Source organism: Chitinophaga sp. 9-1-y (genome assembly GCF_059511905.2).
Window position 1 is genome coordinate 2,834,500 of sequence record NZ_CM197955.1, and the last position, 22,874, is coordinate 2,857,373.

21 protein-coding genes are annotated in these 22,874 nt (G+C 47.4%); 13 read left to right on the forward strand and 8 right to left on the reverse strand.

The annotated features are described in order from the left end of the window. Positions 1-6: 6 nt before the first annotated feature. Positions 7-714: a response regulator gene (locus AC5ZC7_RS11115; RefSeq protein WP_496159221.1), complete on the reverse strand. Its 708-nt coding sequence runs from the start codon at positions 712-714 to the stop codon at positions 7-9. Further along, complete coding sequence (locus AC5ZC7_RS11120; protein ID WP_496159220.1) at positions 711-1,727, reverse strand: histidine kinase; 1,017 nt, start codon at positions 1,725-1,727, stop codon at positions 711-713. Before AC5ZC7_RS11120 ends, AC5ZC7_RS11115 begins: the two co-directional genes overlap by 4 nt. Before the next feature lie 266 nt (positions 1,728-1,993). On the opposite strand from AC5ZC7_RS11120, the gene AC5ZC7_RS11125 reads away from it, so the two are divergent. Beyond that, positions 1,994-2,788 (forward strand): DUF3108 domain-containing protein, encoded by a 795-nt coding sequence (locus AC5ZC7_RS11125; RefSeq protein ID WP_496159219.1) that lies wholly within the window; start codon positions 1,994-1,996, stop codon positions 2,786-2,788. 132 nt (positions 2,789-2,920) lie between these two features. Next, a complete protein-coding gene (locus tag AC5ZC7_RS11130) occupies positions 2,921-4,261 on the forward strand; it encodes an MBL fold metallo-hydrolase (protein WP_496159218.1) in 1,341 nt (446 codons plus the stop codon). On the opposite strand, the gene AC5ZC7_RS11135 is transcribed toward AC5ZC7_RS11130, so the two are convergent. Then, on the reverse strand, positions 4,258-4,623 hold the full coding sequence (locus AC5ZC7_RS11135) for a winged helix-turn-helix transcriptional regulator (RefSeq protein ID WP_496159217.1): 366 nt from the start codon (positions 4,621-4,623) through the stop codon (positions 4,258-4,260). The genes AC5ZC7_RS11130 and AC5ZC7_RS11135 overlap by 4 nt on opposite strands. Positions 4,624-4,728: 105 nt before the next feature. Between AC5ZC7_RS11135 and AC5ZC7_RS11140 the strand changes: the two genes are divergently transcribed. The 7 genes from AC5ZC7_RS11140 (at position 4,729) to AC5ZC7_RS11170 (ending at position 11,276) form a co-directional block, all read left to right on the forward strand. Further along, a complete protein-coding gene (locus tag AC5ZC7_RS11140) occupies positions 4,729-5,196 on the forward strand; it encodes a hypothetical protein (protein WP_496159216.1) in 468 nt (155 codons plus the stop codon). A gap of 138 nt (positions 5,197-5,334) precedes the next feature. Next, a complete protein-coding gene (locus AC5ZC7_RS11145; protein ID WP_496159215.1) occupies positions 5,335-5,712 on the forward strand; it encodes a VOC family protein in 378 nt (125 codons plus the stop codon). 41 nt (positions 5,713-5,753) lie between these two features. Further along, positions 5,754-5,972, forward strand: a complete 219-nt coding sequence (locus AC5ZC7_RS11150) for a CDGSH iron-sulfur domain-containing protein (protein WP_496159214.1) — start codon at positions 5,754-5,756, stop codon at positions 5,970-5,972. A 187-nt stretch (positions 5,973-6,159) separates the two neighbouring features. Next, positions 6,160-6,945 (forward strand): PhzF family phenazine biosynthesis isomerase, encoded by a 786-nt coding sequence (locus AC5ZC7_RS11155; RefSeq protein WP_496159213.1) that lies wholly within the window; start codon positions 6,160-6,162, stop codon positions 6,943-6,945. Between the two features lie 23 nt (positions 6,946-6,968). Continuing rightward, positions 6,969-7,739 (forward strand): isocitrate lyase/phosphoenolpyruvate mutase family protein, encoded by a 771-nt coding sequence (locus tag AC5ZC7_RS11160; protein WP_496159212.1) that lies wholly within the window; start codon positions 6,969-6,971, stop codon positions 7,737-7,739. A gap of 261 nt (positions 7,740-8,000) precedes the next feature. Continuing rightward, positions 8,001-9,239 (forward strand): outer membrane protein assembly factor BamB family protein, encoded by a 1,239-nt coding sequence (locus AC5ZC7_RS11165; protein ID WP_496159211.1) that lies wholly within the window; start codon positions 8,001-8,003, stop codon positions 9,237-9,239. A 147-nt stretch (positions 9,240-9,386) separates the two neighbouring features. After that, positions 9,387-11,276 carry a TonB-dependent receptor domain-containing protein gene (locus AC5ZC7_RS11170; RefSeq protein WP_496159210.1) on the forward strand — a complete coding sequence of 630 codons (1,890 nt, stop codon included), beginning with the start codon at positions 9,387-9,389 and terminating at the stop codon, positions 11,274-11,276. Positions 11,277-11,501: 225 nt separating this feature from the next. Here the strand turns inward: AC5ZC7_RS11170 and AC5ZC7_RS11175 are convergent, their stop codons facing one another. The 5 genes from AC5ZC7_RS11175 to AC5ZC7_RS11195 all read right to left on the reverse strand — a co-directional run bounded on the left by AC5ZC7_RS11175 (position 11,502) and on the right by AC5ZC7_RS11195 (position 18,021). After that, positions 11,502-12,287, reverse strand: a complete 786-nt coding sequence (locus tag AC5ZC7_RS11175) for a DUF4397 domain-containing protein (protein WP_496159209.1) — start codon at positions 12,285-12,287, stop codon at positions 11,502-11,504. An 18-nt stretch (positions 12,288-12,305) separates the two neighbouring features. Next, positions 12,306-14,861, reverse strand: coding sequence for a TonB-dependent receptor domain-containing protein (locus AC5ZC7_RS11180; protein ID WP_496159208.1), 2,556 nt, complete (start codon positions 14,859-14,861; stop codon positions 12,306-12,308). A 20-nt stretch (positions 14,862-14,881) separates the two neighbouring features. Further along, complete coding sequence (locus AC5ZC7_RS11185) at positions 14,882-15,847, reverse strand: cytochrome c peroxidase (RefSeq protein ID WP_496159207.1); 966 nt, start codon at positions 15,845-15,847, stop codon at positions 14,882-14,884. A gap of 190 nt (positions 15,848-16,037) precedes the next feature. Beyond that, the gene (locus tag AC5ZC7_RS11190; protein WP_496159206.1) at positions 16,038-16,682 is read right to left on the reverse strand and encodes a YceI family protein; all 645 of its coding nucleotides are present in this window, start codon (positions 16,680-16,682) and stop codon (positions 16,038-16,040) included. Positions 16,683-16,764: 82 nt separating this feature from the next. Further along, entirely contained in the window at positions 16,765-18,021 is a 1,257-nt protein-coding gene (locus AC5ZC7_RS11195; RefSeq protein WP_496159205.1) for a redoxin domain-containing protein, read from the reverse strand. A 503-nt stretch (positions 18,022-18,524) separates the two neighbouring features. On the opposite strand from AC5ZC7_RS11195, the gene AC5ZC7_RS11200 reads away from it, so the two are divergent. The 4 genes from AC5ZC7_RS11200 (at position 18,525) to AC5ZC7_RS11215 (ending at position 22,874) form a co-directional block, all read left to right on the forward strand. After that, complete coding sequence (locus AC5ZC7_RS11200; RefSeq protein ID WP_496159203.1) at positions 18,525-20,726, forward strand: radical SAM protein; 2,202 nt, start codon at positions 18,525-18,527, stop codon at positions 20,724-20,726. Positions 20,727-20,915: 189 nt separating this feature from the next. Further along, on the forward strand, positions 20,916-21,458 hold the full coding sequence (locus tag AC5ZC7_RS11205) for a hypothetical protein (protein WP_496159202.1): 543 nt from the start codon (positions 20,916-20,918) through the stop codon (positions 21,456-21,458). A gap of 28 nt (positions 21,459-21,486) precedes the next feature. Next, positions 21,487-22,125, forward strand: coding sequence for a hypothetical protein (locus AC5ZC7_RS11210; protein ID WP_496159201.1), 639 nt, complete (start codon positions 21,487-21,489; stop codon positions 22,123-22,125). After that, entirely contained in the window at positions 22,095-22,874 is a 780-nt protein-coding gene (locus tag AC5ZC7_RS11215) for an ATP-binding protein (protein ID WP_496159200.1), read from the forward strand. The genes AC5ZC7_RS11210 and AC5ZC7_RS11215 overlap by 31 nt, the downstream gene beginning before the upstream one ends.

The following is a 22,874-nucleotide window of genomic DNA, read 5'->3' on the forward strand; positions in this document are numbered from 1 at the left end:
GGCTATTTATAAAAAGCGTTGCTGGATCAATTCCATGAAACCCGCTCTGAACTTGTCACTCAAAGGAATACTCTTTCCGCCAATAAATATATGATTATCCTGGATTTTATCAATCCGGCCTGTGTTCACGATGTACGAATTATGCACCCTGATAAATGGTGCACCCAGTTGTTCCGCAATATCTTTTAATCGTTTATACACCAGTGTTTCGCCCTTAAGCGTCACTACTCTTACATATTCTTTTTCCCCTTCGAAGTAAAGTAGTTCCGGCAAACGAATTTGCTGCAGTACTTTTCCAGATTTTACGAAGAAGTAATCGGGTGCGGAAGCGGCGCTGGTATCCGGTAAACGGGCATGACTAAACGCCGTTACTATTTTCTGCTGTGCTGCCAGGAAACGCTTTAAGGTAATAGGTTTCAGCAGGTAGTCGATGGTCTGGAAATTGTAACTGGCCGCTGCATATTCTGCATAGGCGGTGGTGAATACAATTTTTACCTCCGGCGGTAGCAGGGCTGCGAGCTCCATCCCATCCAGTTTGGGCATATTGATATCCAGGAAAATCAGGTCTGCTTTATTCGTTTTCAGGAAAGCCAGGGCTTCCAGTGCATTATAGCATTTGGCCAGCAGTTGCCAGTCGCTGGTTTGCTGTATATGCAGCTCCAGCAGGTTCACTGCATTGGGTTCGTCGTCAACAATAATACATTTCAGGCTCATATGGGAACAGATAAAAAGGCGATGAAATGAGTGGCCGATTTTTCGGTCTGTAACGTATAGGCATCACCGTATAACAGCGTGAGTCGCTTCCGTAGATTGTCGATGCCGGAACCACCTTGCCGTTGGCCGGAGGCATCTTCCGGTAAACTATTCCGGGTGGTAAACAACAATTGTTGCTGCTCCTGCAAAAGGGTGATGTCAATTACATTATGCATACTGGTTTTATCGATGCCATGTTTAAAGATATTCTCTACAAAAGTCATCAGCAGCATAGGCGGAATGCTGCTGCCATCGGCTACCTTACAGGTAAAGGTAAGCGTAATTTCATGCCGGATACGGATCTTCTCCAGCGCAATATAATTTTCCAGGAAGCTTATTTCGGTAGATAAATGCACCAGGTCTTTGGGACTTTCATCCACAAAATATCGCATGATCTCCGAGAGTCGCTCTATCAGCACCGCGGTACGCGGCGCTTCCCGGTAGGCTTCATAGTAAATATTGTTCAGGGTATTAAAGAGGAAGTGTGGCTGTACCTGCGATTTCAGGAGCTTCAGTTCTGTTTTGGCATTTTGCAGTACCAGTGCGGCAGCCTGCTGCTTCAGCGAAAAATAAATAATGGCAATCCTGAAAATAAAACTGAGTAAAAACAGCAAAGGAATACCCGCCATATACCGCAATACAATGGGAAAGGTGATGGGCCTGAAGGAGGGGGCAAACCAGGTAATATAAATCCAATCCATCAGGTAGGCCCGGACCAGCCCAGTTACCAGCAGGAACGCAAAAACTGACAAGATATATGCCAGCAAACGGCCCTTCAGATACAAGGCAGGATACAACCAGTTGATATTACCATAGATCACCATCGCGTAAAAAGCCACATTGAGCGAGGCGAAAAGAGCGGCCTCCTTAAAACCATCTTCCGGTAACATGGAGAAAAACATCATCAAAAACACAATCAGCCATAGGAGCCATTGTAAGCGGGTACTCGCCGTCATTTCCCTTATAAATTGCATACCCCCAATGTACGAAGGTTTTAAACTTATTCCATGTCGTGGTATCCCGGAGGTTTTCTTTATTCAATGAAACAGGGGATCGGTTCAACTGATGGGGCCATATTTTCAATCTTCCTGTTGTTAGGCAGATCCGGGCATTCATTTAAAATATCGGCGGAATGATTGAATGGGTTTGTTATCCTCCGGCAAACGGGAAAACTTTGATACCAGTAACCTACGCACACTCACCCTTTTATTCACCTAAATCTCTCGTAAACATGCATCGGATGTTTTGTCAAAGAATCCTTTTATCTGTAGTTATCTTGTTGTTGGTTGCAGCACGTGCAGGTGCCCAAACAGACACGGTAGATCAACGCCATCATCCCCTGAATACCAGCCTGCTAAAGCCCGGGATAAAGCAATACCTGGTTTATTTCCAGCTCCCCAAACGTGCTGATATGCTAAGCCTCAGCCTGTGGGTGCGTGAAATAGAGAAAACCAGCCAGGATAATAAGCCGGTATTCAGGATCACGCAACACTGGTATAACGAGGACACTGCCCGGTACAGGGTATTTCATTCTGTAAACAGCGCGGCCGACTTTTCTCCGCTTTATCATGCGGAAACAAAAGGAAACCTGAAACAGGCCTATAACTGGTCCCATACCGGCATTGCAGGCGATGCTTCGCCGGATAATAAAGCAGCTGATTTTAAACTGGCGTTTGATCAGCCCAATTATAACTGGAACCTGGATATAGAAACGTTTGAAATGCTGCCACTGTCAGCTGGTAAAACATTTGTGATCCGGTTTTATGATGCCGGCCTGGAACCACCTGCCTACGTGACCTATAAAGTAACGGGCAGTGACGCCCTGCAAACACTGGATAGCCGCCAGGTAGATTGCTGGAAACTGTTTACAGAAGGAGATTCTCCCAGGGGGCATTATAGCCAGACTTTCTGGATCAGTAAATCCGGTCATGAGTTGTTAAAGGAAGAAGACAGCTTTGGTGGAATGTACCGGTACAAGGTAAAACTCCCGGGACTATCTACTTATCTCGAAGAACGGTTTGCAGCGGCGAAGTAATGGGATTGCTGAAACGGGGCGATGGGGATCAAACTTTTTTTCTCCCGGACCGTTATAGGCAGTATATTAGGTGAGCTATTTCAGCAGCCTTAATACGCCCCGTATTTCAGCACCATTAAAAGAACCGTATTCATGGACATTCAACAATTCGAAGACAAAGGACTGGCACATTACAGTTATGCTATTTACAGTGAAGTATCCAATGAAGTAATACTCATTGATCCTTCCAGGGACCTGGCGCCTTACCTGGCTTATGCACAATCGCTGCAGGCGAACATTACCGGGGTGATTGAAACGCACCCCCACGCCGATTTTATCAGCGGTCACCTGGAGCTGCATCAAACTACCGGGGCGGTAATTTATTGTTCCCAATTGGTGGGAGCGGCATATCCCCATACCAGTTTTGACGAAGGCAATATAATTGTGTTGGGAGATATCACCCTCCGGGCCCTGAATACGCCGGGACATTCGCCAGACAGCATCTGTGTGGTATTGAGCTATAAGAACGAAGACCGGGTGGTATTTACGGGAGATACCTTATTTATTGGCGACTGTGGTCGCCCCGATTTGCGCGAAAGCGTCGGTAATATTACCGCTGGCCGGGAAGCCCTGGCCCGGATGATGTATCATTCGCTGCGCGAAAAATTAATGGTGCTGGCAGACGACGTATTGGTATATCCTGCGCATGGAGCCGGAACCCTTTGCGGTAAATCGCTCAGCGAGGAAGACAGCAGTACCATTGCGGCAGAAAAAGTCAGCAACTGGAGCCTGGATGAGCTCACCGAAACGGCCTTCGTAAAAGAGCTGCTATCTATGCAACCCTTTATCCCAAAATATTTTCCCTATGATGTGGATGTCAACAGGGCGGGAGCGGCGCCATTGGCTGCTTCCCTGGGAAAAGTGCCGGTACTATCCGGTACGCCTGTTTTTGAAGCAGGTACCATCATCATAGATACCCGCACGGGAGACGATTTTAAACAGGGCCATCCGCCCGGGGCCATCAATATACAGAATGGAGGTAAGTTTGAAACCTGGCTGGGCAGCATCGTTGGGCCGGGAGAACCGTTTTATTTACTGGCAGCAGATGAAGAGGCTTTACAGCAGGTAATAACAAAAGCTGCTAAAATTGGCTATGAGTCCTTCATTACAGGCGCCGCCGTGTACACCACCGGAGCCGCTCATATGGATGCTTTGCCACTGGAAGAATTCAGATCACACCCGGAAAATTATACCATCATTGACGTACGGATGGCCAACGAAGCGGCAGATTATCCGTTTTTTAATCAGGCCCTGTCTATTCCATTGGATCAACTACGGGAACGCATATCCGAAATTCCGGTCAATAAACCGGTGGTCGTACATTGTGCAGGTGGTACCCGTAGCGCTGCGGGCAGTAGTATTATTGCGGCGGCATTAGAGAACCAGGTGAAAATTTATGACCTGGGTAAAGCGGTTAAACAGTTTGTGCCTTAAGGAATAGGGGAGTGTCGCGGTTGTTTGGGGATGAGGTGTTCCTCTCCCCATTGATGCAGGTGCATCACCGCAGCTACCAACGATTCCCCTTTGGGCGTGAGACTATACTCAACCCTGGGGGGAATTTCTGCAAATATTTCCCGGGTAATTAATTCATCTCCTTCCAGTTCCCGCAATTGCGTGGCCAGCATTTTACGGCTGATGCCCGGTAACTGCTTCTCCAGCAGGCTAAAACGATTCATTTGCTGCGTAATCAAATGCAGGATGAGCAGCTTCCATTTGCCTCCGATGATGTTAAGCGTTAGTGCGGTAGGACATAACGCCGGTGGATATATTAAAACAGGTGCAATTTCTTTTTTCATATCGTATTCATTTAGAACCAGGTAACCATAAAAGTGGCTAAGTGAGTTTTTGGTAACCTATAGGCGCTTCCGCGGGCAAGCAACAACTTTGTAGAAATTTAAACGATGAAAACACTACAAAGAACCACTTTTTTTACCGCGGCGTTGTTATTACTAACGGCCATCCACCATGCTTATGGCGCCGTTATTTATCACACCCCCTGGCGTTTGCATGTCTTATTTGTAGCCGTACCAGTTATGTTACTGGTGTATGGATTAGGCCGGCAGTTGCAAAAGTACCCGGATAGCAGATGGCTGCTGGTGTGCTATCTTATTTCCGTACTCCTGTTTCCGTTACTGGTCATCGGGTTATACGAAGGGGTATACAATCACCTTGCTAAAAATATTGTTTTTTTGGTAACCGGTAATAATTCTTTTTTCCGGATGCTGTTCCCGCCACCTGTCTATGAAATGCCGGATGATTTTTGGTTTGAAGCCACCGGTGTATTGCAGGCATTTGTTTTTTATCCGTTGCTGGTTAGTTTTAGCAAGATGATAAAAGCAGCCGTTCGCTACCGGAAGCAAATGGTGTAACAGTTATTGTCGCAATAACACCCATGTTTTGCCTTGTTCGCACCCCTTACTATTGCGGTAATGGTCGTACATTTAGGAGGATATCTTTACTGAGCAGGCCGCTGCGGCTTGTATTGTTCACCAGGAAAATCATTATTTATGTTTAAGCACACAAAAGCATACAGCGGATTTTCTGTCAATGATCTGCAACAGGCAAAAGATTTTTATGGGCAGAAATTGGGGCTGGAAATAGCCGGCAAAGGCGAGTATATGTTTACCCTGAAAATCGCCGGAAGCAATGGGGTGATCGTTTATGCAAAGCCAGATCATACCCCGGCCAGTTTCACCATTCTTAATTTCCCGGTGAGTGATGTGGAAGCAACCGTGGATCAGCTTACGGCAGCAGGCGTAGAGTTTTTACAATACGGCGGCGCTATCAAAACCAATGAGAAAGGAATTCACCGCGGCCCGGAAGGGCCTACAGTAGCCTGGTTCACTGATCCGGCGGGGAATATATTGTCGGTTGTGAGCGAATAACCTACTTTTTCCTACTTTTGCCAGCTAAATAAGGAAATTTTATGGCTACTAAGATTACAGTTAATAACAATGGTTCACTCAGGGTGGAAGGTGAATTCGAAATCGTCGATAAAGACGGCAACAAGTACGACCTGGGCGGCCGGGAGCTGGTAAGCATCTGCCGTTGCGGATTATCTGCCAACAAACCTTTCTGCGATGGCTCTCATAAAGGACATTTTGAGCACGATGCAGTAGCGTTTGCCCTGCCTCCGAAAAAATAATTAACCGCATATTTCAGGAGCTCAGTAAGTTGTAATGGCTTACTGAGCTTTTTTTATTCGCTTCAGTAGCTTTCCGCTTTCTGCTTTCTGCTCTCTCGCATCTGATATGGTCGAAATAACAACTTTTGCATCTGTTTTTAAATGATAATTATTGGCAATTTTGTGAGATAATCATAATCCACCGCCCATGAGTATTCGTTTTTTCCAGGTTGACGCATTTACGAATCAGCCCTTTAAAGGTAACCCCGCCGGTGTATGCCTGTTGAACAGCATGCCGGATGATCATATCCTCGCCGCCATCGCCGGTGAAAACAACCTAGCGGAAACCGCGTTCCTGCTACCGGAAGGCGATGGCTATCGCCTGCGCTGGTTTTCCCCGCTGGTGGAAATACCGCTTTGCGGACACGCTACCCTGGCCAGCGCCCACGTATTATGGGAAGCAGGCCTGGTACCACGCACTACTACCATTCATTTCTATACCCTGAGCGGACTCCTCACCGCCACCTGCCAGGATGGTTGGATTACACTGGATTTCCCGGCAAGAGGGCATACACCGGCCGTTTTGCCAGAGTCCTGGCAACCAATGTTTAAAGAGGAAATTGTAAATGTGGCGTATAGTGTTGACCGTTATATCGTGGAATTACCAACGGCCAATGCTGTAGCCCAATTTATACCCGACCGGCAACTCCTCCTGGCGCATAAATGTATTATTACCGCGAAAGGAGCCGCAGACACGCCCTACGATTTTGTTTCCCGCTTCTTTGCTGGTCCCATTGGCATTGATGAAGATCCGGTAACAGGGTCTGCTCATTGCAGCCTGGCGCCTTATTGGGCCGTCCGCCTGCATAAGAAAACGTTTTTCGCCTACCAGTCATCAGCCCGGGGCGGGGAGTTACAGGTAGTGTGGCAGGACGACCGGATACTGCTGAAGGGACAGGCTATTACAGTGATTGAAGGAATTTTCCATATTTAGTTTCATCCTTACAAAAATATCCAATGAGTAATTACGAACTATTTAAAGTACTGCATCATCAACCTACGCCGCTGTTGCTGGGCAACGCCTGGAATGTTGTCAGCGCCCGCATTTTACAGGATAATGGGATTACGGCCATAGGTACTTCCAGTTCAGCTATCGCAGATACGCTGGGCTATGAAGATGGAGAACAGATTCCTTTCGATGAATTATTTTTTATCATAGAAAAAATTGCCCGCCATACCAAAGTCCCGTTATCTGCAGATATCGAACGGGGCTATAGTGCAGATCCGGCGGTGGTAGTACAACACCTGGAGCAATTACATGATATCGGCGTAGTAGGCGTAAACCTGGAAGATTCCGTAGTGGGGAGTACGCGGGAACTGGTGTCGATAGCATCTTTCAGCCATACACTCCACTTCATTAAAAATGAATTGGCGCGCAAAAATATACAAATGTTCATCAACGCAAGAACAGATACATTTTTACTGGACGTCCCCAACAAAATGAAGGAAACATTGGCCCGCATCGCCGCTTTTGAAGCAGCGGGCGCCGACAGTATCTTTGTGCCTTTCATCCACGATATCGCCGATATCCGCCAGGTGACGGCGGCCAGCCGGCTACCCGTGAATGTATTGTCCATGCCGGGATTACCCGCTTTCAGTGAGCTAACTGCAGCAGGAGTGAAGCGGATCAGTATGGGCGGAAGCGTATACCGTGCCGTCAATAACGCATTGCACAAACAACTATCCGACATTACATCAGCCGGGTCATTTGCAGGTGTATTTTCTTAAATGTTTTGGGTAAAGAAGTAATAGTTATTTTGAGTTGTTTATCGCACGCTCTCCGGAGCGTGCTTTACTTGAATACCCAGTAGCCCAAAGCCAGCCACACAAGGCCCTTAATAAGGAAGAAAAGGAAACCCCAGAAGCCGATTTTTTTGAGCCAGTTAATGATTTTTGCTTTCCTGGTATTATCTATTGTCATAACATCACGAAAATACAGATTTTTTGATTAGATAAATGTATCTTAACAAGCGAATATATGTTCTGCTTATGAAATTATTGTTATGGCCAGCGATGCTGATGCTTACCCTGAGCCAATCCCTCAATGCCCAACAGCTGGGCCGTTCCGCCAACAGAGCCAATCAAAGTCCCTCTACCGATATCTCCGATCATCCGGCTATCAAATGGCAGTTTAAAACCGGTGGAAAAGTAATATCCTCTCCGGTTATCAACGGAAATTATCTCTTTATCGGGGCCGCCGATTCTTGCATGTATGCACTGGATCGCACCAATGGAAAAGCCCTGTGGCAATTTAAAACCAAAGGAGCCGTAAATGGTACCGTAGCCTGCGATAGTGCCGCAGTATTTTTCATGAGTGAAGATGGCAACTTTTACGCGCTGGATATGTATACTGGTCGCCCGTTATGGACTTTCCGCACCGGCGGAGAACATGCTGTTGATCCGTGGGACTATTTCCTTTCCTCCGCCACCATACATAAAGGGATTATTTACGTTGGCAGTACCGATGGGCATATATACGCTTTAAACGCGCGTACCGGTAAGCTGAAATGGAAGTATAAAACCAATGGTGCTGTACATGCGGCCCCCACCGTGGCGGATGACATTGTCCTCGCCGGTAGCTTCGATGGCTTCTTTTACGCCATTAACACCAACGGCTCCCTGCGCTGGAAATTTGATACCGTGGGAGAAACCTATTTTCCAATGGGCGAAGTACAATTTCATGCAGTAGTAGCAGACAGCAGTGTTTATTTCTGCTCCCGTGATTACAACGTATACGCGTTACACCTCCGCACGGGCAAAGGTTTGTGGGTGTTCCATGAACCCGGCAGCTGGACCAGCGTACCCAGTCTGGCTGGGAAACGCCTGTTGGTATCTACGTCCGACTCCCACCGGGCAGTAGCCTTTAGTACTTCCAGTGGCCGTTTGCAGTGGCAGGCGCCTATAGCACTCAATGTATTCAGCAGTATTGCCAGTACTAACGTATACGGCTATATGGGGAGCCTGGATGGCAAAATACTGAAAATGAACCTGGGTAGCGGTGAAAGCACCACCATATTTCAAACCGCCGCCAGCAGGCAGGAAGAACGCCGCTTTTTTGACCCCGCTTCCCACAAATTAATCCCCGACCTGATGGCCAGGTATAAAGATGATTACGTTAAAATGTATGCAGATTTCCTGGACATGGGCAGTATATTATCTACGCCCTGGCTGGAAGATGGTGTGTTGTTTTTTGGTAGTACAGATGGGTATGTATACGCATTAGAATAAATTACGAATTACGAATTTGTGGGTAGATGGTAAACGCGAATGACATTTGCTATTATCTACCCACAAATCCGTAATTCGTAATTGGTAATTCGTAATTCTTTACCTTTGCGCTCTTTTAGCCATGATTTTTAAAAGATGCGTGTTGCAATGTCGAATAATAAAATAGTCTTTTCCCTGTTGCTGGGCCTTTGTGGTAGCGCGTCTGCACAAACACGGGATAGCATCCCTGCCACCCGTCAGCTCGATGAGGTAATTGTACAGGAAAACAGGCTGGCGGCGCCCGTAAAGGCGATTAACCGCAATATTACTATCATTACCCGTAAGCAAATAGAGGCAATGCCGGTAACTTCCCTGACGGAAGTATTGGCGTTTGTACCTGGTTTGGATGTCCGCCAGCGTGGCCCGGAAGGGATTCAGGCCGATATTGGCATCGATGGAGGTACCTTCGATCAAACCCTGCTGTTACTCAATGGCGTGAAAATTACCGACCCCCAAACCGGTCATAATATGATGAACCTGCCGGTATCGCTGGCCGACATCGATCATATTGAAGTGCTGAGAGGTGCCGCTGCCCGCATATACGGCATTAATGCGCTCAATGGCGCTATTAATATCGTTACCCGTAAAGCCACCGAAAGTGGTCTTACCATCAACGGTAGCGCTGGTAGCAGCTTTAAGAAGAACGAAAATAATAAGCTGTATGATGCCTATAGCCTGGGCGCCAGTGGAGCATTAGTAAAGGGAGGCAACAGCCATTCCCTGTCAGTAAGCCGTAACCAGGGCAATGGCTATCGCTACAATACCGCGTACGATAACTACCGCGCCCTTTACCAGGCAGGTTTTAACAATGACTCTCTGCACCAGTACAATGTAATGGCTGGTTTCATTAATAACGGCTATGGCGCCAACGGCTTTTATGCACCACCAGGCGATCTCAACTCAGAAGAAACCGTGAAAACCTTCCTGGCAGCAGTCAGCAATACCTCCCGCATTACCCGTAACTGGGTGATGACACCGCGGATCAGCTACCGCTATACCAAAGACGATTACATCTACATCAAGCCCAACAAATACCGGAACCTGCACAATACCAATGTGCTGGGAGCTGAATTGAATAACACCTTCACCACCGCCATCGGTACCTTTGGAGCCGGCGTGGAAGGCCGATATGAGCATATTAAAAGTACCAGCCTGGGTAATCATGAAAGAACCAACCTGGGTCTGTCCGGTGAATATAAATCCATCGCCGATCGCCGCTTTAGCTTTACTGTAGGTGGCTACCTGAACTATAACTCGTTCTATGGCTGGCAGTTTTTCCCGGGCGCCGATGTGGGCTTTAATATCACACCCGACCTGAAACTGTATGCCAATGCAGGTACGGCGCAACGACTGCCTACTTACACCGACCTCTATTACAAAGGGCAGGGCATTATCGGTAACGAAAAACTGGGACCTGAAAAGGCCAGCTACGGAGAAGTGGGCATCCGCAAATTCAGTGGTAAATTCTTTTATAGCGGATCCGTTTTTTATCGCCAGGTCAGCAACTTTATTGACTACGTAAAAGATACCGCAGGTGTGGCTAATCCGGCTACCATCAACTGGCAGCCACAGAATTTCCAACGGGCTGATATGACGGGCTTTACCCTGAATGCAGGCTATAACACCACGTTACAGCCACACTACCTGTTTAATAGCATTGGCGTAAATGCCGGTTACAACTATCTGTCTCCTTCTTTCAAAGGCGATGCCATCACCACAAAGATTTCCCGCTATGTGATTGAAAGCCTGCGCCATCAGTTCACGGCTAATGTGCGTACAGAATTGCTGCACCACTTCAGCGTTTCCGCTGCTGCACGTTATTGCATGCGTATTAACTATAAAGACTATACGCTGATTGATGCACGCATTGCGTATAAGCAATCCCGTTACCAGGTATACGCTGATGCCAGCAACCTGCTGGATGTTACCTACGTAGAAGCAGGCGCCGTAATGATGCCTGGCCGCTGGGTAACGGTAGGAGCAAGTTTTAAATTATAAGCAGAAAGCTATCAGAGCGGATTTTGTCTTTGTGCAGGATTAGACTGATTATACTGATTTTGTATTTTATGATTTTAGAAGATAAAAGAAGATTTCAGTGGGTATATCCGCTGTTTTCTCCCCACATCTTTCTTAATCCTAAAAATACAAAATCAGTATAATCAGTCTAATCCTGCACAAAGACAAAATCCGCTCTGATAGCTTTTGGCTCTACGCCGCTCTTCCTCAAAGCGCCACCACTCCCGCATACACCTGCCCCTTGGCATCGCTTCGTATAAACACGGTATAAATTTTCCCCGCTTCCAGCGATAGATTACTAAGTCCCTGTTGTTGTATAGCTACAGTCGTGGCGCCTTCCCCTGTACGCACCAATAAAGAAATCGTACCTGCATTTACGTTAGTGAATGGTGCGCTGTCGTAAGCAGCCCCCTGTAAGTTGCTGCCGCCTGCCGCACCATAGGGGATATTGTTATAAAGCGTGGTTTCCGTTCCCGCTTGTTGGATTTTCAGGCTCACGCCGCCGATGCCGGCCGCCAGGTGTACAAAGCGTAGCTTGGCTTTACCGGCAGGAGGGGCGGAGAGGTCATCATAAAACAGTATCAGGGTGTCTTTGCTCGCATCATTTTTTGCAGGGGCGGCGAACACAGTATGGTAGTATCCGGCAATAGGACCGTTAGGACCTCCGGTAGCACTGTAGCCGGCACTATTGCCAAACTGCCGGGAAGCTTTGTAGGCCGTGCCACTGCCTTCTGTAAAATTAATCTGTACATTCCCGAAAGTAGTGGCCACATAAGGAGAGGCAGTGCCGGGAACGATGCCGGTTGTGGTTACCTTCTGTGTAAAGGTCCAGAACTGTATGTCCGCTGGTTGTGTACGCGCGTTCACGAAACGTATATTCGCTGATAAAGGGGGCCGGTCGCCCGCATTAACGTCCAGGTAATCTGTTTTGCTGCAGGCGCTGAAAGCCAGTATGGTGAAGCTGCCCAGGATAAAAGAAAGCTTGTTTTTCATGAGAAAAGATTTGAAAGATTAAAAACGCGCGTATAACCGTACAAAAGGTTGTATGCCTGCACTACCATTCTGGATACCTACAATAGAAGGATTTCGCAGGCCGGAAATAGCCACATCGGTATAATCACCCAATACATTGAACGCATTATTCACGCCGGCAGTTACCTGCACTGCTTTGGTGATGCGATAACCCACAGAGAAATCGGTTACCCAGATAGGACGTAGCTCCTGGAAGTAATAATCCGGCTTGGGGAAATTCGCATTCAGGGCAGACGCGGTGGTCACCGAACCAAAGTAAATAGTTCTTGCCAGGAAGTTAAACCGGCCGGTATTGAGTATAGCCTGTAACGTTATCTTTTGTTGCGGAATATTAGTGGTTACCCGCGCCTTTTCTGATTCGCTGAAAATAACATTTTTGTATTGCTCCAATCCTTTAGGGGTATTCACCGCCGTTACTTCATTTTTGACAAAGTTGCCACCCGCCAGGAGTTGCAGGGTGCTGCGCTGTAGCGGTATTTTGTAGCTGCCGGTAAATTCGATACCCTGCGTGCGGGTGCTGAAGGCGTTGTAGAAAAATTTCGCCTGCGTGGTGCCGGTGGCCAGCAGCAATGCCCTTACATCTGCCGGCAGGTTCAGATCGGTGGCAGAGAAGTTGCCGGTATTGCCCACCCGGTTTTTAATATCGATGAGATAAGCGTCTACACTCAATTCCACGTTTGCTGCCGGCTGGGAAGTAATGCCGGCGGTATATCCCGTAGATCTTTCAGGCGTTAGTGACGGAATACCAAGCGCCCTGGTGGCGGCATTCTTGTTGGAAGCAGTGACCTGGTCAATAGCACGTCCCTGCTGGAAGCTGGTAGACGTTTCCGTATAATAGAATTGCGCCAGGTCTGGTGCACGGAAGCCACTATTCGCTGAACCGCGGATACTCAGCCATGGCGCAAAGCTATACCGCGTGGCTATTTTACCGGTGGTGACATTGCCAAAGTCAGAAAAGTTTTCTGCGCGTAAAGCGCCGGATAGTAACCATTTGTCGGTGATGTTGAGTTCCAGGTCTACGTAACCTGCTACAATAGCACGACTCACATTCACTTCATTGGACGGCCGGAACCCCGCGTGGATCTGTGATCCGGGCGACAGCCCATTCAACGCAATGAGTCCCCCGTCCGTTAAATACGGTACACCATTTACACTGGTATCTACTTTATATACCGGGCGCAAATCGGCTTTGCTGTAAGACGCTTCTTCCCCGGCAATGATCTGGTAGGTTTCGGTGCGGTATTGCGCACCAAAGGCTACGTTGAGGCCTTTCAGCACGGTGGTAAAGTAGCGGCTCACATCCAGGCTGGCCGTGTTCTGGGAGGCATTGTATTTACCTGCGTCAAAGGAGGTAGGGCTTTTAGCGCCTAAACTGGCATTCAGCGAATTACTGATGACGTTACCGAAATCATTTCTGCCATATACATTGGAGATATCGAGGCTCCATTCACCTGCGTGGGTTTTCAGGCCTATGGCAATGGATTTGTCAGTGATACTATTATCCATGGCGGGAAGAAAGCCATCCGGATACAGGGAGGTGTTGTTGCGTTCCGTCCAGCCGGGAAGCCGGTATACCGCGGTGAATTGCGAGTTCCGGTGACTAATACCACCGAATGCATACACCTCCGCGTGCTCACTAACGGGAATGGCTGTATTAAAAAATAGCAGGGCGTCTTTAGCTTTGTTGGAACCTCCGCCTCGTTGATCAAAGAAGTGCCGGTCTATGCCCCGGCTTTTCAGGATGGCGTCGTCTATTTCTTTCGTGTATATGTTGTCGTAGCCGCGGGTGTTGGCGCCGCCGCCATAAATGGGACCGTTGTATAATCCGGCATCGTCGCGGCCGGGTTGCCGCGAAATGGCTTGTGTGGCAAATTCAGCGGTGGCATTGAGGTAGCCGCCGCGGGAGCCTATTTTAACGCCATAGTTGATGTTGGAGCGGGTGGCAGCGCCATCGCCTCTGCGCCGGATACTGCCGGTGGTACCCACAATTACATTGGACGCTTGTTTTTTCAGTACAATGTTGATCACACCGGCAATGGCATCGGAGCCATATTGTGCAGCGGCGCCGTCACGCAATATTTCGATGCGCTCTATGGCGCCGGCAGGTATAGCATTCAGGTCGTACCCGGTGGCGCCATTGCCCAGCCCGCCCCAGTTGACGTTGGAACTTTTGTGCCGGCGTTTGCCGTTTACCAGTACCAGCAACTGATCTACGCCCAGGCCTTTCAACTGTGCCAGGCTGAGTGCGGAACCGGCATCACCGGCGTTGGTGCCATTAACCGAATGGAAGGAAGGCGACACATACTGCAGCAACTGTGTAATGCTGGTTTGTGGAGCGGCTTCCTGCAGCGATTTAATATCAATGATATCTACCGGCACCGGCGAGTTCAGTTTGGTGCGATTGGCACTGCGGGAGCCTACAATCTGTATTTCTCCCAGTTGTTTGGTAGTGTCCGTGAGATGTTTTTGCTGTGCCGTCGACGTCGCGGAAAACAGCAACAGGGGGGATAAAACCGGCAGTATAATTTTTTTCATGCGTTGGTTGATTTTTATAGTTAGTGATGCGCTACTTTAAAGCGGTCATCTGTTAGTGCGACCAGGAAATTTTCGAGGTCCGTCATCTCGTCTTTGCTCAGGTGCAGTGGTTTGTTCAGTGATAAATCCCGGTGGATGCCATCATGTACAATGCTGTCGGGTTCATTGTAATAGGCGATCACTTCTTTCAGCGTTTTAAACATGCCGTTATGCATATAGGGCGCAGTAACGGCTACATTCCGCAAACTGGGTACCTTGAAGAAACCCTGATGGGCACTGTCTTTCGTAGCTTCAAAACGACCGGCATCTTTCAGGGTAGTCCCGTTATAAAGACCGATGTTTTTGAAGCGGTCTGCCGTAAAATCTTCTCCCGAATGACAATTATTACAATTGGCTTTACCAATAAACAGCATGCGACCACGTATAGCCGACGGCGTTAGGGCGCTGTCATTCCCGGCGATGTACCGGTCATAGGGGCTGTTAGCCGTTTCCAGCGTGCGTTCATAAGCGGCCAGCGCCTGTGATAAATTTTTAGCCGTTGGCAAACTGTTAAACACCTGCTGAAAATAAAGCCGGTAACGCTCATGTTCATTTAGTCGTTGTACGGCTTCTTCCACAGGCAGCCCCATTTCATCCGGATTTGCAATGGGTTGTAGCGCCTGATCCTCCAGGGAAGCGGCTCTGCCATCCCAGAAAAAGTTAGGGCGTCCGGAGAGGTTGGTGATACCCGGCGTATTTCTTTTGGTGGGGGTATGATGAATCCCGATGCTGAAGGTGAGGGTATCCGCAAATCCGAATTGCGGAATGTGACAGGATGCGCAGCTGATACTGCGATCTTTCGACAACAACGGGTCAAAAAAAAGCTGCTCTCCTAACTGGGCCTTACTGGGCGGATCGGCAGACCGGGGGCTGATATTGAACCCCGCGATGAGTATGCCTGCACATAGCATGCCCGGTAAAATGAATATCATTTTTCTACGCTTCATGGTGGTAAAAATTATGGAGGGCATATGGTGCCCGGTAGCAACATGGGGGTTGCAAAAAATTGGTTGGTAAAAGTTCGCGTTGCTGTAAGGAGGCTGTAAAAAGAAAGGTGGATTGGCATTCCCGGGAACATGGGCGGGAGTGCCCATGCTCCCCAGGAATTATTAATGGGGTAGTAAAATAATGAATGATTTATTTGGCAGCTGCCACGAGCACTACGTCCAGGTCAAAATCATCATAGATGGCTTTGTCGCCGATGCCTTCAAAGAAGCTTTTGGAACCGTATTTAATATTGTATTTGGTACGATCCACTTTAATAGCTGCTTTTGCAGTGAGCTTATTGCCGGCCACTGTTACAGTAGCAGGGAAGGTAACCGGGTTGGTGATGCCCTTGATAGTGAGATTGCCGGTTACTTCGTAGTTACCGCCGCCTTTGGAAGTAACGCTGGTAGTGGCAAAGGTAGCCGTAGGGAATTTCTCTACTGCAAAGAAATCTTCACTTTTCAGGTGGCCGAGTAATTTGGCATTGCCGCCTTCATCTTTGATATCCGTTACTAAAATGCTACGGGTATCCAGGGAAAAGGTGCCGCCTTTCAGTACGTTGTTGTCTACTTCCAGTTTACCGTCGGCAACATTGATAGTGCCCTGGTGTTGTCCGGTTACTTTTTTGCCGGTCCAGTTCAGTTTGCTTTCTTTCGCATCTACCTGGAAAACGGTGGCTTTGCGGGCAGTAGCAGATTTGGCTGGTTTTTCTCCTTTGTTGACAGTCGCAGGTGTTGTGAAAGACATTAAAAAGATAGATCCTCCAATAAAGAACAGAGATGCTAATCGTTGCATATATGTGTGTGTTTAAATTTGGTGCTAATTTAAGGCGGACCGGCCGATGAATGTTTACGAGATCCGGAAATAAATGTTAAAGTTATTTTTCTGCAATCAACTCGTCCAGGTCATGATTCCATTTGGCCACATAGTCTTTGTAATACTGGCCGGTGATTTCCCCGGTATAACCAGTATGTATCTGCCTTACTTCCCCTTTACGGTCTATAATAATCGTTGTCGGGAAGGCCATCATGCGGTTGAGTGCTGGTAATTTCTCCGATGCCACTTTCTTATCAGCAATGCCACCAAAAAGAATATCATATTGTATGTTGTATTTCTCTTTTAACTTACCCAATGTATACTTGGCATATTCCAGGTCATCTTTCTGCTCAAACCCAATAGCAATGGCTTCTACGCCACGGTCTTTGTTTTGATTATACCAGGGAGAAAGGAAAGACGTCTGATCGGTACAGTTAGGGCACCAGGTACCAATGATTTCTACAATCACTACTTTCCCTTTATACTTCTCATCACTCAACGATACATTTTTACCGGTAAGGTCGGGGAGGGTGAAGTCCAGTTTTTTGTAACCTTCTTTCAGGTAAGTGAGCTTGTAGGGATCCGGGAGTTCTGCTGCTGCATTTTTATCTGCATCAAAGCGGATGTTATTGTAAATGCCCAGGCTGATTTCACCGGTAATAGATTTATCATCATTTATTTTTCCTTTTATGTAGATGGGACTGGGACCGGTAAAGCCGGATAATTCAAATTCATCCCCGTGTACACTGCCTTCCAGCTCGCGGCTGTCGCCCACTACGGACATAATCACGCCGGTGAGCTTATTACCTTCTTGTTTCAATAAGCCAATACGGTTAGGGGTAGGTTCTTTGGCGGCTATTTTCAGCTCCCATTTACCACTGATATCAAAGGTAGGAGCAGCTTCAGTACCCGGTTCGGCAAAGCGGTAAGTTTGCCCGTGTTCCGCCGTAAATGGTAAGGCGTTGCCCCGGAAGTTGGGAACCAGGCTCCTGTATTCGCCGGAAATTTTCCCGTCAGACTCTATATGAGCCACCAGTGCGGCGTCATAAGTGTTCATTTTAATGAATAAGGAATCGTTGCCCAGGCGTTGTACATGGAAGTTATCGCGCCGGGTGCCGTTGATCAGCGTAAATACAGCATGTTCAGGATCTTTTCCTTTTAATTCAAAATTAAAAGGCACCTGGGATTCGCTGAGCGTGAATACACCACGCCAGATACCTTGTTTTACAAATGGTTTTTTAGGGGCGGCAAATGTATGCTGGCCGAATAATCCTGCCACCAGCAGGCTGGTTAAAAAGAAATGCTTATGCGTTTTCATGATGGTATTTTATTGGTTGAACAATGCAAGTCGGGGCCGGTCCTGGTGGGGCGACTAAGCGGTGTTACTATTAAAACTGGTGGTGAATACTGATGGAGTGGTGGCTTTTATCAGTGGTGGTGAAACAAAGATAATAGGGAGTTTTGTTATCACCAAATAAAAGTCTATAAATTTTGTAGACTATTCTGAAAAGCAGGAAGCATAAGGCAAAAAGCACAAAGCTATTTTCGCGATTGATCGAAGCGGATTTTGTCTTTTTCAGGATTAGACTGATTGTGATGATTATATTTTAGGAATTTAAATAAGATAATAATTCGAAGTAGACATCCGCTAATATTGTCTTTCATCTTTTTAAATCAAAAAAATAAAAATCAGGATAATCAGTCTAATCCTGAAAAAGACAAAATCCGCTTCGATCAATCGCTATAATAGCTTTGTGCTTTTTGCTTTATGCTTTAAGCTCAACAAAAATTGTCCTAAATTTGCGGTTTAAACCTCGCGCTTTGAGCAATTCTGTTTTTTTAATAACGCCGCCATTTACACAATTGAATACGCCTTATCCGGCCACGGCCTACCTGAAGGGTTTTCTGAACACCAAAGGCATTCCCTCTTTCCAGGCGGATCTGGGTATTGAAGTAACCTTGCGTTTATTTTCAAAACAGGGATTGGAACAGCTGTTTGCGCATATTGCGGCCACACCGCCGGTAGCGGCGTCGGACAATATTGCCCGCATGCTGGTGCTACAGGACGATTATATACAAACCATTGATGCCGTTATCTTGTTCTTACAGGGTAAGAACCCCACACTGGCACACCTGATCTGTAAACGCGATTATTTACCGGAAGCTTCCCGTTTTGCGCAGCTGGATGACCTCAACTGGGCCTTTGGCTCCATGGGTACGCAGGACAAAGCCAAACACCTGGCTACCATGTACCTGGAAGACTTGTCGGATCTGATCATGGTCTGTGTGGACCCGCATTTTGGTTTCAGCCGGTATGCAGAGCGCTTAAGTCGCTCTGCCAATAGCTTTGATGAGTTATACGAAGCCCTGCAGGCGGAGTATACCTATATAGACCGTATTTTAACAGATCTCCTCGCCACGCATATGGAACAGGTGCAGCCAGCCATGGTAGCTCTTTCGGTGCCTTTCCCCGGCAACCTGTACGCAGCGTTGCGCTGCGGCCAGTGGGTGAAACAGCACTATCCACACGTGAAAATAGCGATGGGGGGAGGTTTCCCTAATACAGAACTGCGCTCGCTGGCGGATGCCCGCGTATTTGAATTCGTGGACTTCATTACACTCGATGATGGCGAAGCTCCCATCGAAAACCTGCTGCTGTTCCTCGAAGGAAAGAAAACCACCGAAGAGCTGAAACGCACTTTCCTGCTCAGCGAAGAGAAAGTAACTTATATCAACGATAAAGCTACGCACGACTATAAGCAGTCGCAACTGGGTACACCCGATTACAGCGACCTGCTGCTCGATAAATACATTTCTGCTATTGAAGTAGTGAACCCGATGCACAGCCTCTGGAGTGATGGTCGCTGGAATAAGCTCACCATGGCGCATGGCTGCTACTGGGGTAAATGTACCTTCTGTGATATTTCACTGGATTATATAAAGATTTACGAACCTATCACCGCCTCGTTGTTATGCGACCGGATGGAAGCCATCATTGCCCAAACCGGGCAAAACGGGTTCCATTTCGTGGACGAAGCCGCGCCACCGGCCCTGATGCGGGCGTTGGCACTGGAAATCATCCGTCGTAAACTGACGGTGAGCTGGTGGACCAATATCCGTTTCGAAAAAAGTTTTACGCGTGACCTCTGCCTGTTGCTGAAGGCATCGGGCTGTATTGCCGTTTCCGGCGGCCTGGAGGTGGCTTCTGATCGTTTGCTGACCCTCATACAGAAGGGGATCACTGTGGCCCAGGTGGCCCGTGTAAATCGTCATTTCACAGAAGCGGGGATTATGGTGCATGCATACCTGATGTACGGGTTTCCCACCCAAACGGCGCAGGAAACGATCGACGCCCTGGAAATGGTACGGCAAATGTTCCAGGCCGGCATCCTGCAATCAGCGTTTTGGCACCAGTTTACTATGACCGCGCATAGCCCGGTAGGATTGGACCCCGCAAAATTCAATGTGCAAAAGGAAACCGACGAAACCGGCGCCTTTGCCAATAACGATATCATGCATATTGATCCCACCGGCGCGGATCATGAAACCTTCAGTTATGGATTGAAAAAGTCGCTGTTGAATTATATGCACGGCGCCTGCTTCGATTACCCATTGTCAAAATGGTTTGAATTCAAGGTGCCGAAAACCACGGTGCATCCCGATTTTATCACCACTGCCCTGATGGAGGAAGAAGCTGGTACCGTGAAGCCAACGTCTAAAGTGGTATACCTGGGCAAACAGCCATCTATGGAAATTATTACCAAATCAAAGAAAGGGGCAACTTGGGAAATGTCTTCCCTGACCTTCCAGGGTAAAAAAGAAAAAATAAATATCAGCGTACAGCCGTCACAGGGAGTATGGCTCACTGGTATGCTGCAGGCGCTGGCAGTGGCCAACCCGAAAACCTATACGCTCCAGGAGGTAAAAGACAACTATGAGGCCGCCGGACTCGACGACTTTGAACTCTTCTGGGATAATAAGCCGGTGAATACTTTACATAAGCTGGGGTTGTTGAAGTTGTAGCAGAAAGCTGAAAGGAGAAAGCAAAAAGCTATTTTTGCGGATGATTTTAGTGGAAACAAAATTCGATTGGATCACTCGCGAAAATAGCTTTTTGCTTTCTCCTTTTGGCTTTTTGCTATACCGGGTTTTTTCCCGGTATCAGACATGCGGAAAAAGTTAAATATTTGTTTCCACTAAACTGACCTAACAATGAGCGATCAAATGTCACTTGCCGGCTATGGTTGTAATAGCCAGGGCCACCTGAATCCTACTCCCCAACAACTGGACTACAACATGCCGTTTACGGGAGATCCGCAAACCTATGGTATGCCTGTAACGGTTGCAGCTTATTTCGGTATGCTGAACAATTTCTATCTGCTACTCATGAAATATCCTGAATTGCTGGCCGCTTTCCAGGGAAATTTCTTTGTAGATTTTAGTAAAGCATCGTTGCTGCGTATCCTTAGCCAGGAAGGTTGTGAATACGTTCGTTTCCATTATGCGGTACCGGAGGCAAATGAGAAAATCACGCTCGTTGCGGAAGGACTGGATCTTAACCAAAACCAGGTAGGCTACCCGGCACTGCTGGATAAAGCTACTACCGGTAACCTGTTACCAACCACCGGTGATCCTAAAATTGAGGAGAGAGGTAATGGTAAATATCCGCCACCGCCATTCAGACAATTATTTGAATTATTGAAAGCACAGGGTTCTCCGTTGGCGACTGCGGACCTGGATCTTGTATTCCCATAATATTAACAGTATTTAAATCTTTGTGCCGATGAACGGATGGGTGTATGCTTATTATGTACTGCTGGTAGCCTGCTTTATTTTGAGCCTCTTTCATTTACAATACAGGGAGGTGAAGATATTATGCGTGCTGCTGGGAGTGTCTATTGTTACAGAAGTAATCGTAGAGTTGATCGGCACAGAAGGTTTAGGCTTTTTTATTGTATATCACTTTTTCGTGGTGCTGGAATATAGTCTGATTACTATAATTCTCCGATCAGGAATCAAGGACTATCGATGGCGGTTACTCATGGGAGTTTCCATCTTTGTGTTCGGAATAGTTTCCCTGTTCTATAGTTTTGTATTGGGTGGATGGCGTGCCTTTCCCGGCATTAACATCACCATAGAAAGCTTCCTGGTCATTTGCTGGTGCCTTTTATCCTTTTTTTCAATAACCCCTGAGAGTGAGGCGTCTATATTCCGGCACCCCATTTTTTGGATAACCCTTGCTTTTTTTATTTATTTCGCGGCTTCTGTTAGTGTTAATGCGTTTTATAACCTGCTACTGGAAAATGATACCACCAGGGCCAGGCATTTTTTCGCGGTGTTGAACTCAATATCCAATTACCTGTTGTATATTATGCTGATAAAAGGCGTAGTATGCTTCCGGTCAAACAGGATCTCTTTGTAGCTGTGATGTTTATTTCACTGTTGATTACCATCATGGGACTGGTGGTTGTATCGGCAGTGTTTAGTTATAAAAAGAAGCAGGATGCTTATTTACATCAGCTTAAACTAATGAAGGAAGATTACGACAAACAGCTTATGTGGTCCCAGATTGAAATGCAGGAACAAGCCTTCGCCCACCTGGGACAGGAACTGCATGACGATATCGGCCAACTATTAAGTAGCACCAAACTCCTGATCAATGTTACCCAAAGGAGTATGGCAGAAATACCTGATACCCTGCAAACAGCAGAAGAAACCCTGAGTACAGCCATTCAGCATCTGCGGGCCCTGTCCAAATCTTTCAGCCGTCAATGGCTCGACCAGTTCAGTCTCATCGAGAACCTGAAAACAGAAGTGGACCGGATTAACTCCAGCAGGGCCATTAAAGTAAAATTTACCCATGAACTGTTAGTACTGCCATTACAGGCTGAACCACAGATAATCCTGTTTCGCATCATCCAGGAAGCGATGCAAAACTGTATCAAACATGCCCGCGCGCAGGTAATTGATATCAGTATCCGGGCCGCCGGCCAACAACTCATTTTGCTCATCGCCGACGATGGCGCTGGTTTTGATAAAGCCAGTATGTCGTCTATCGGGATGGGCATCCGTAACATGCAACACCGTACCAACCTGCTGGGCGGCGATATCCGCTGGGAAGTAACCACCGCAGGTGGTACCGCAGTATTGATCACATTACCCCTTGAATAA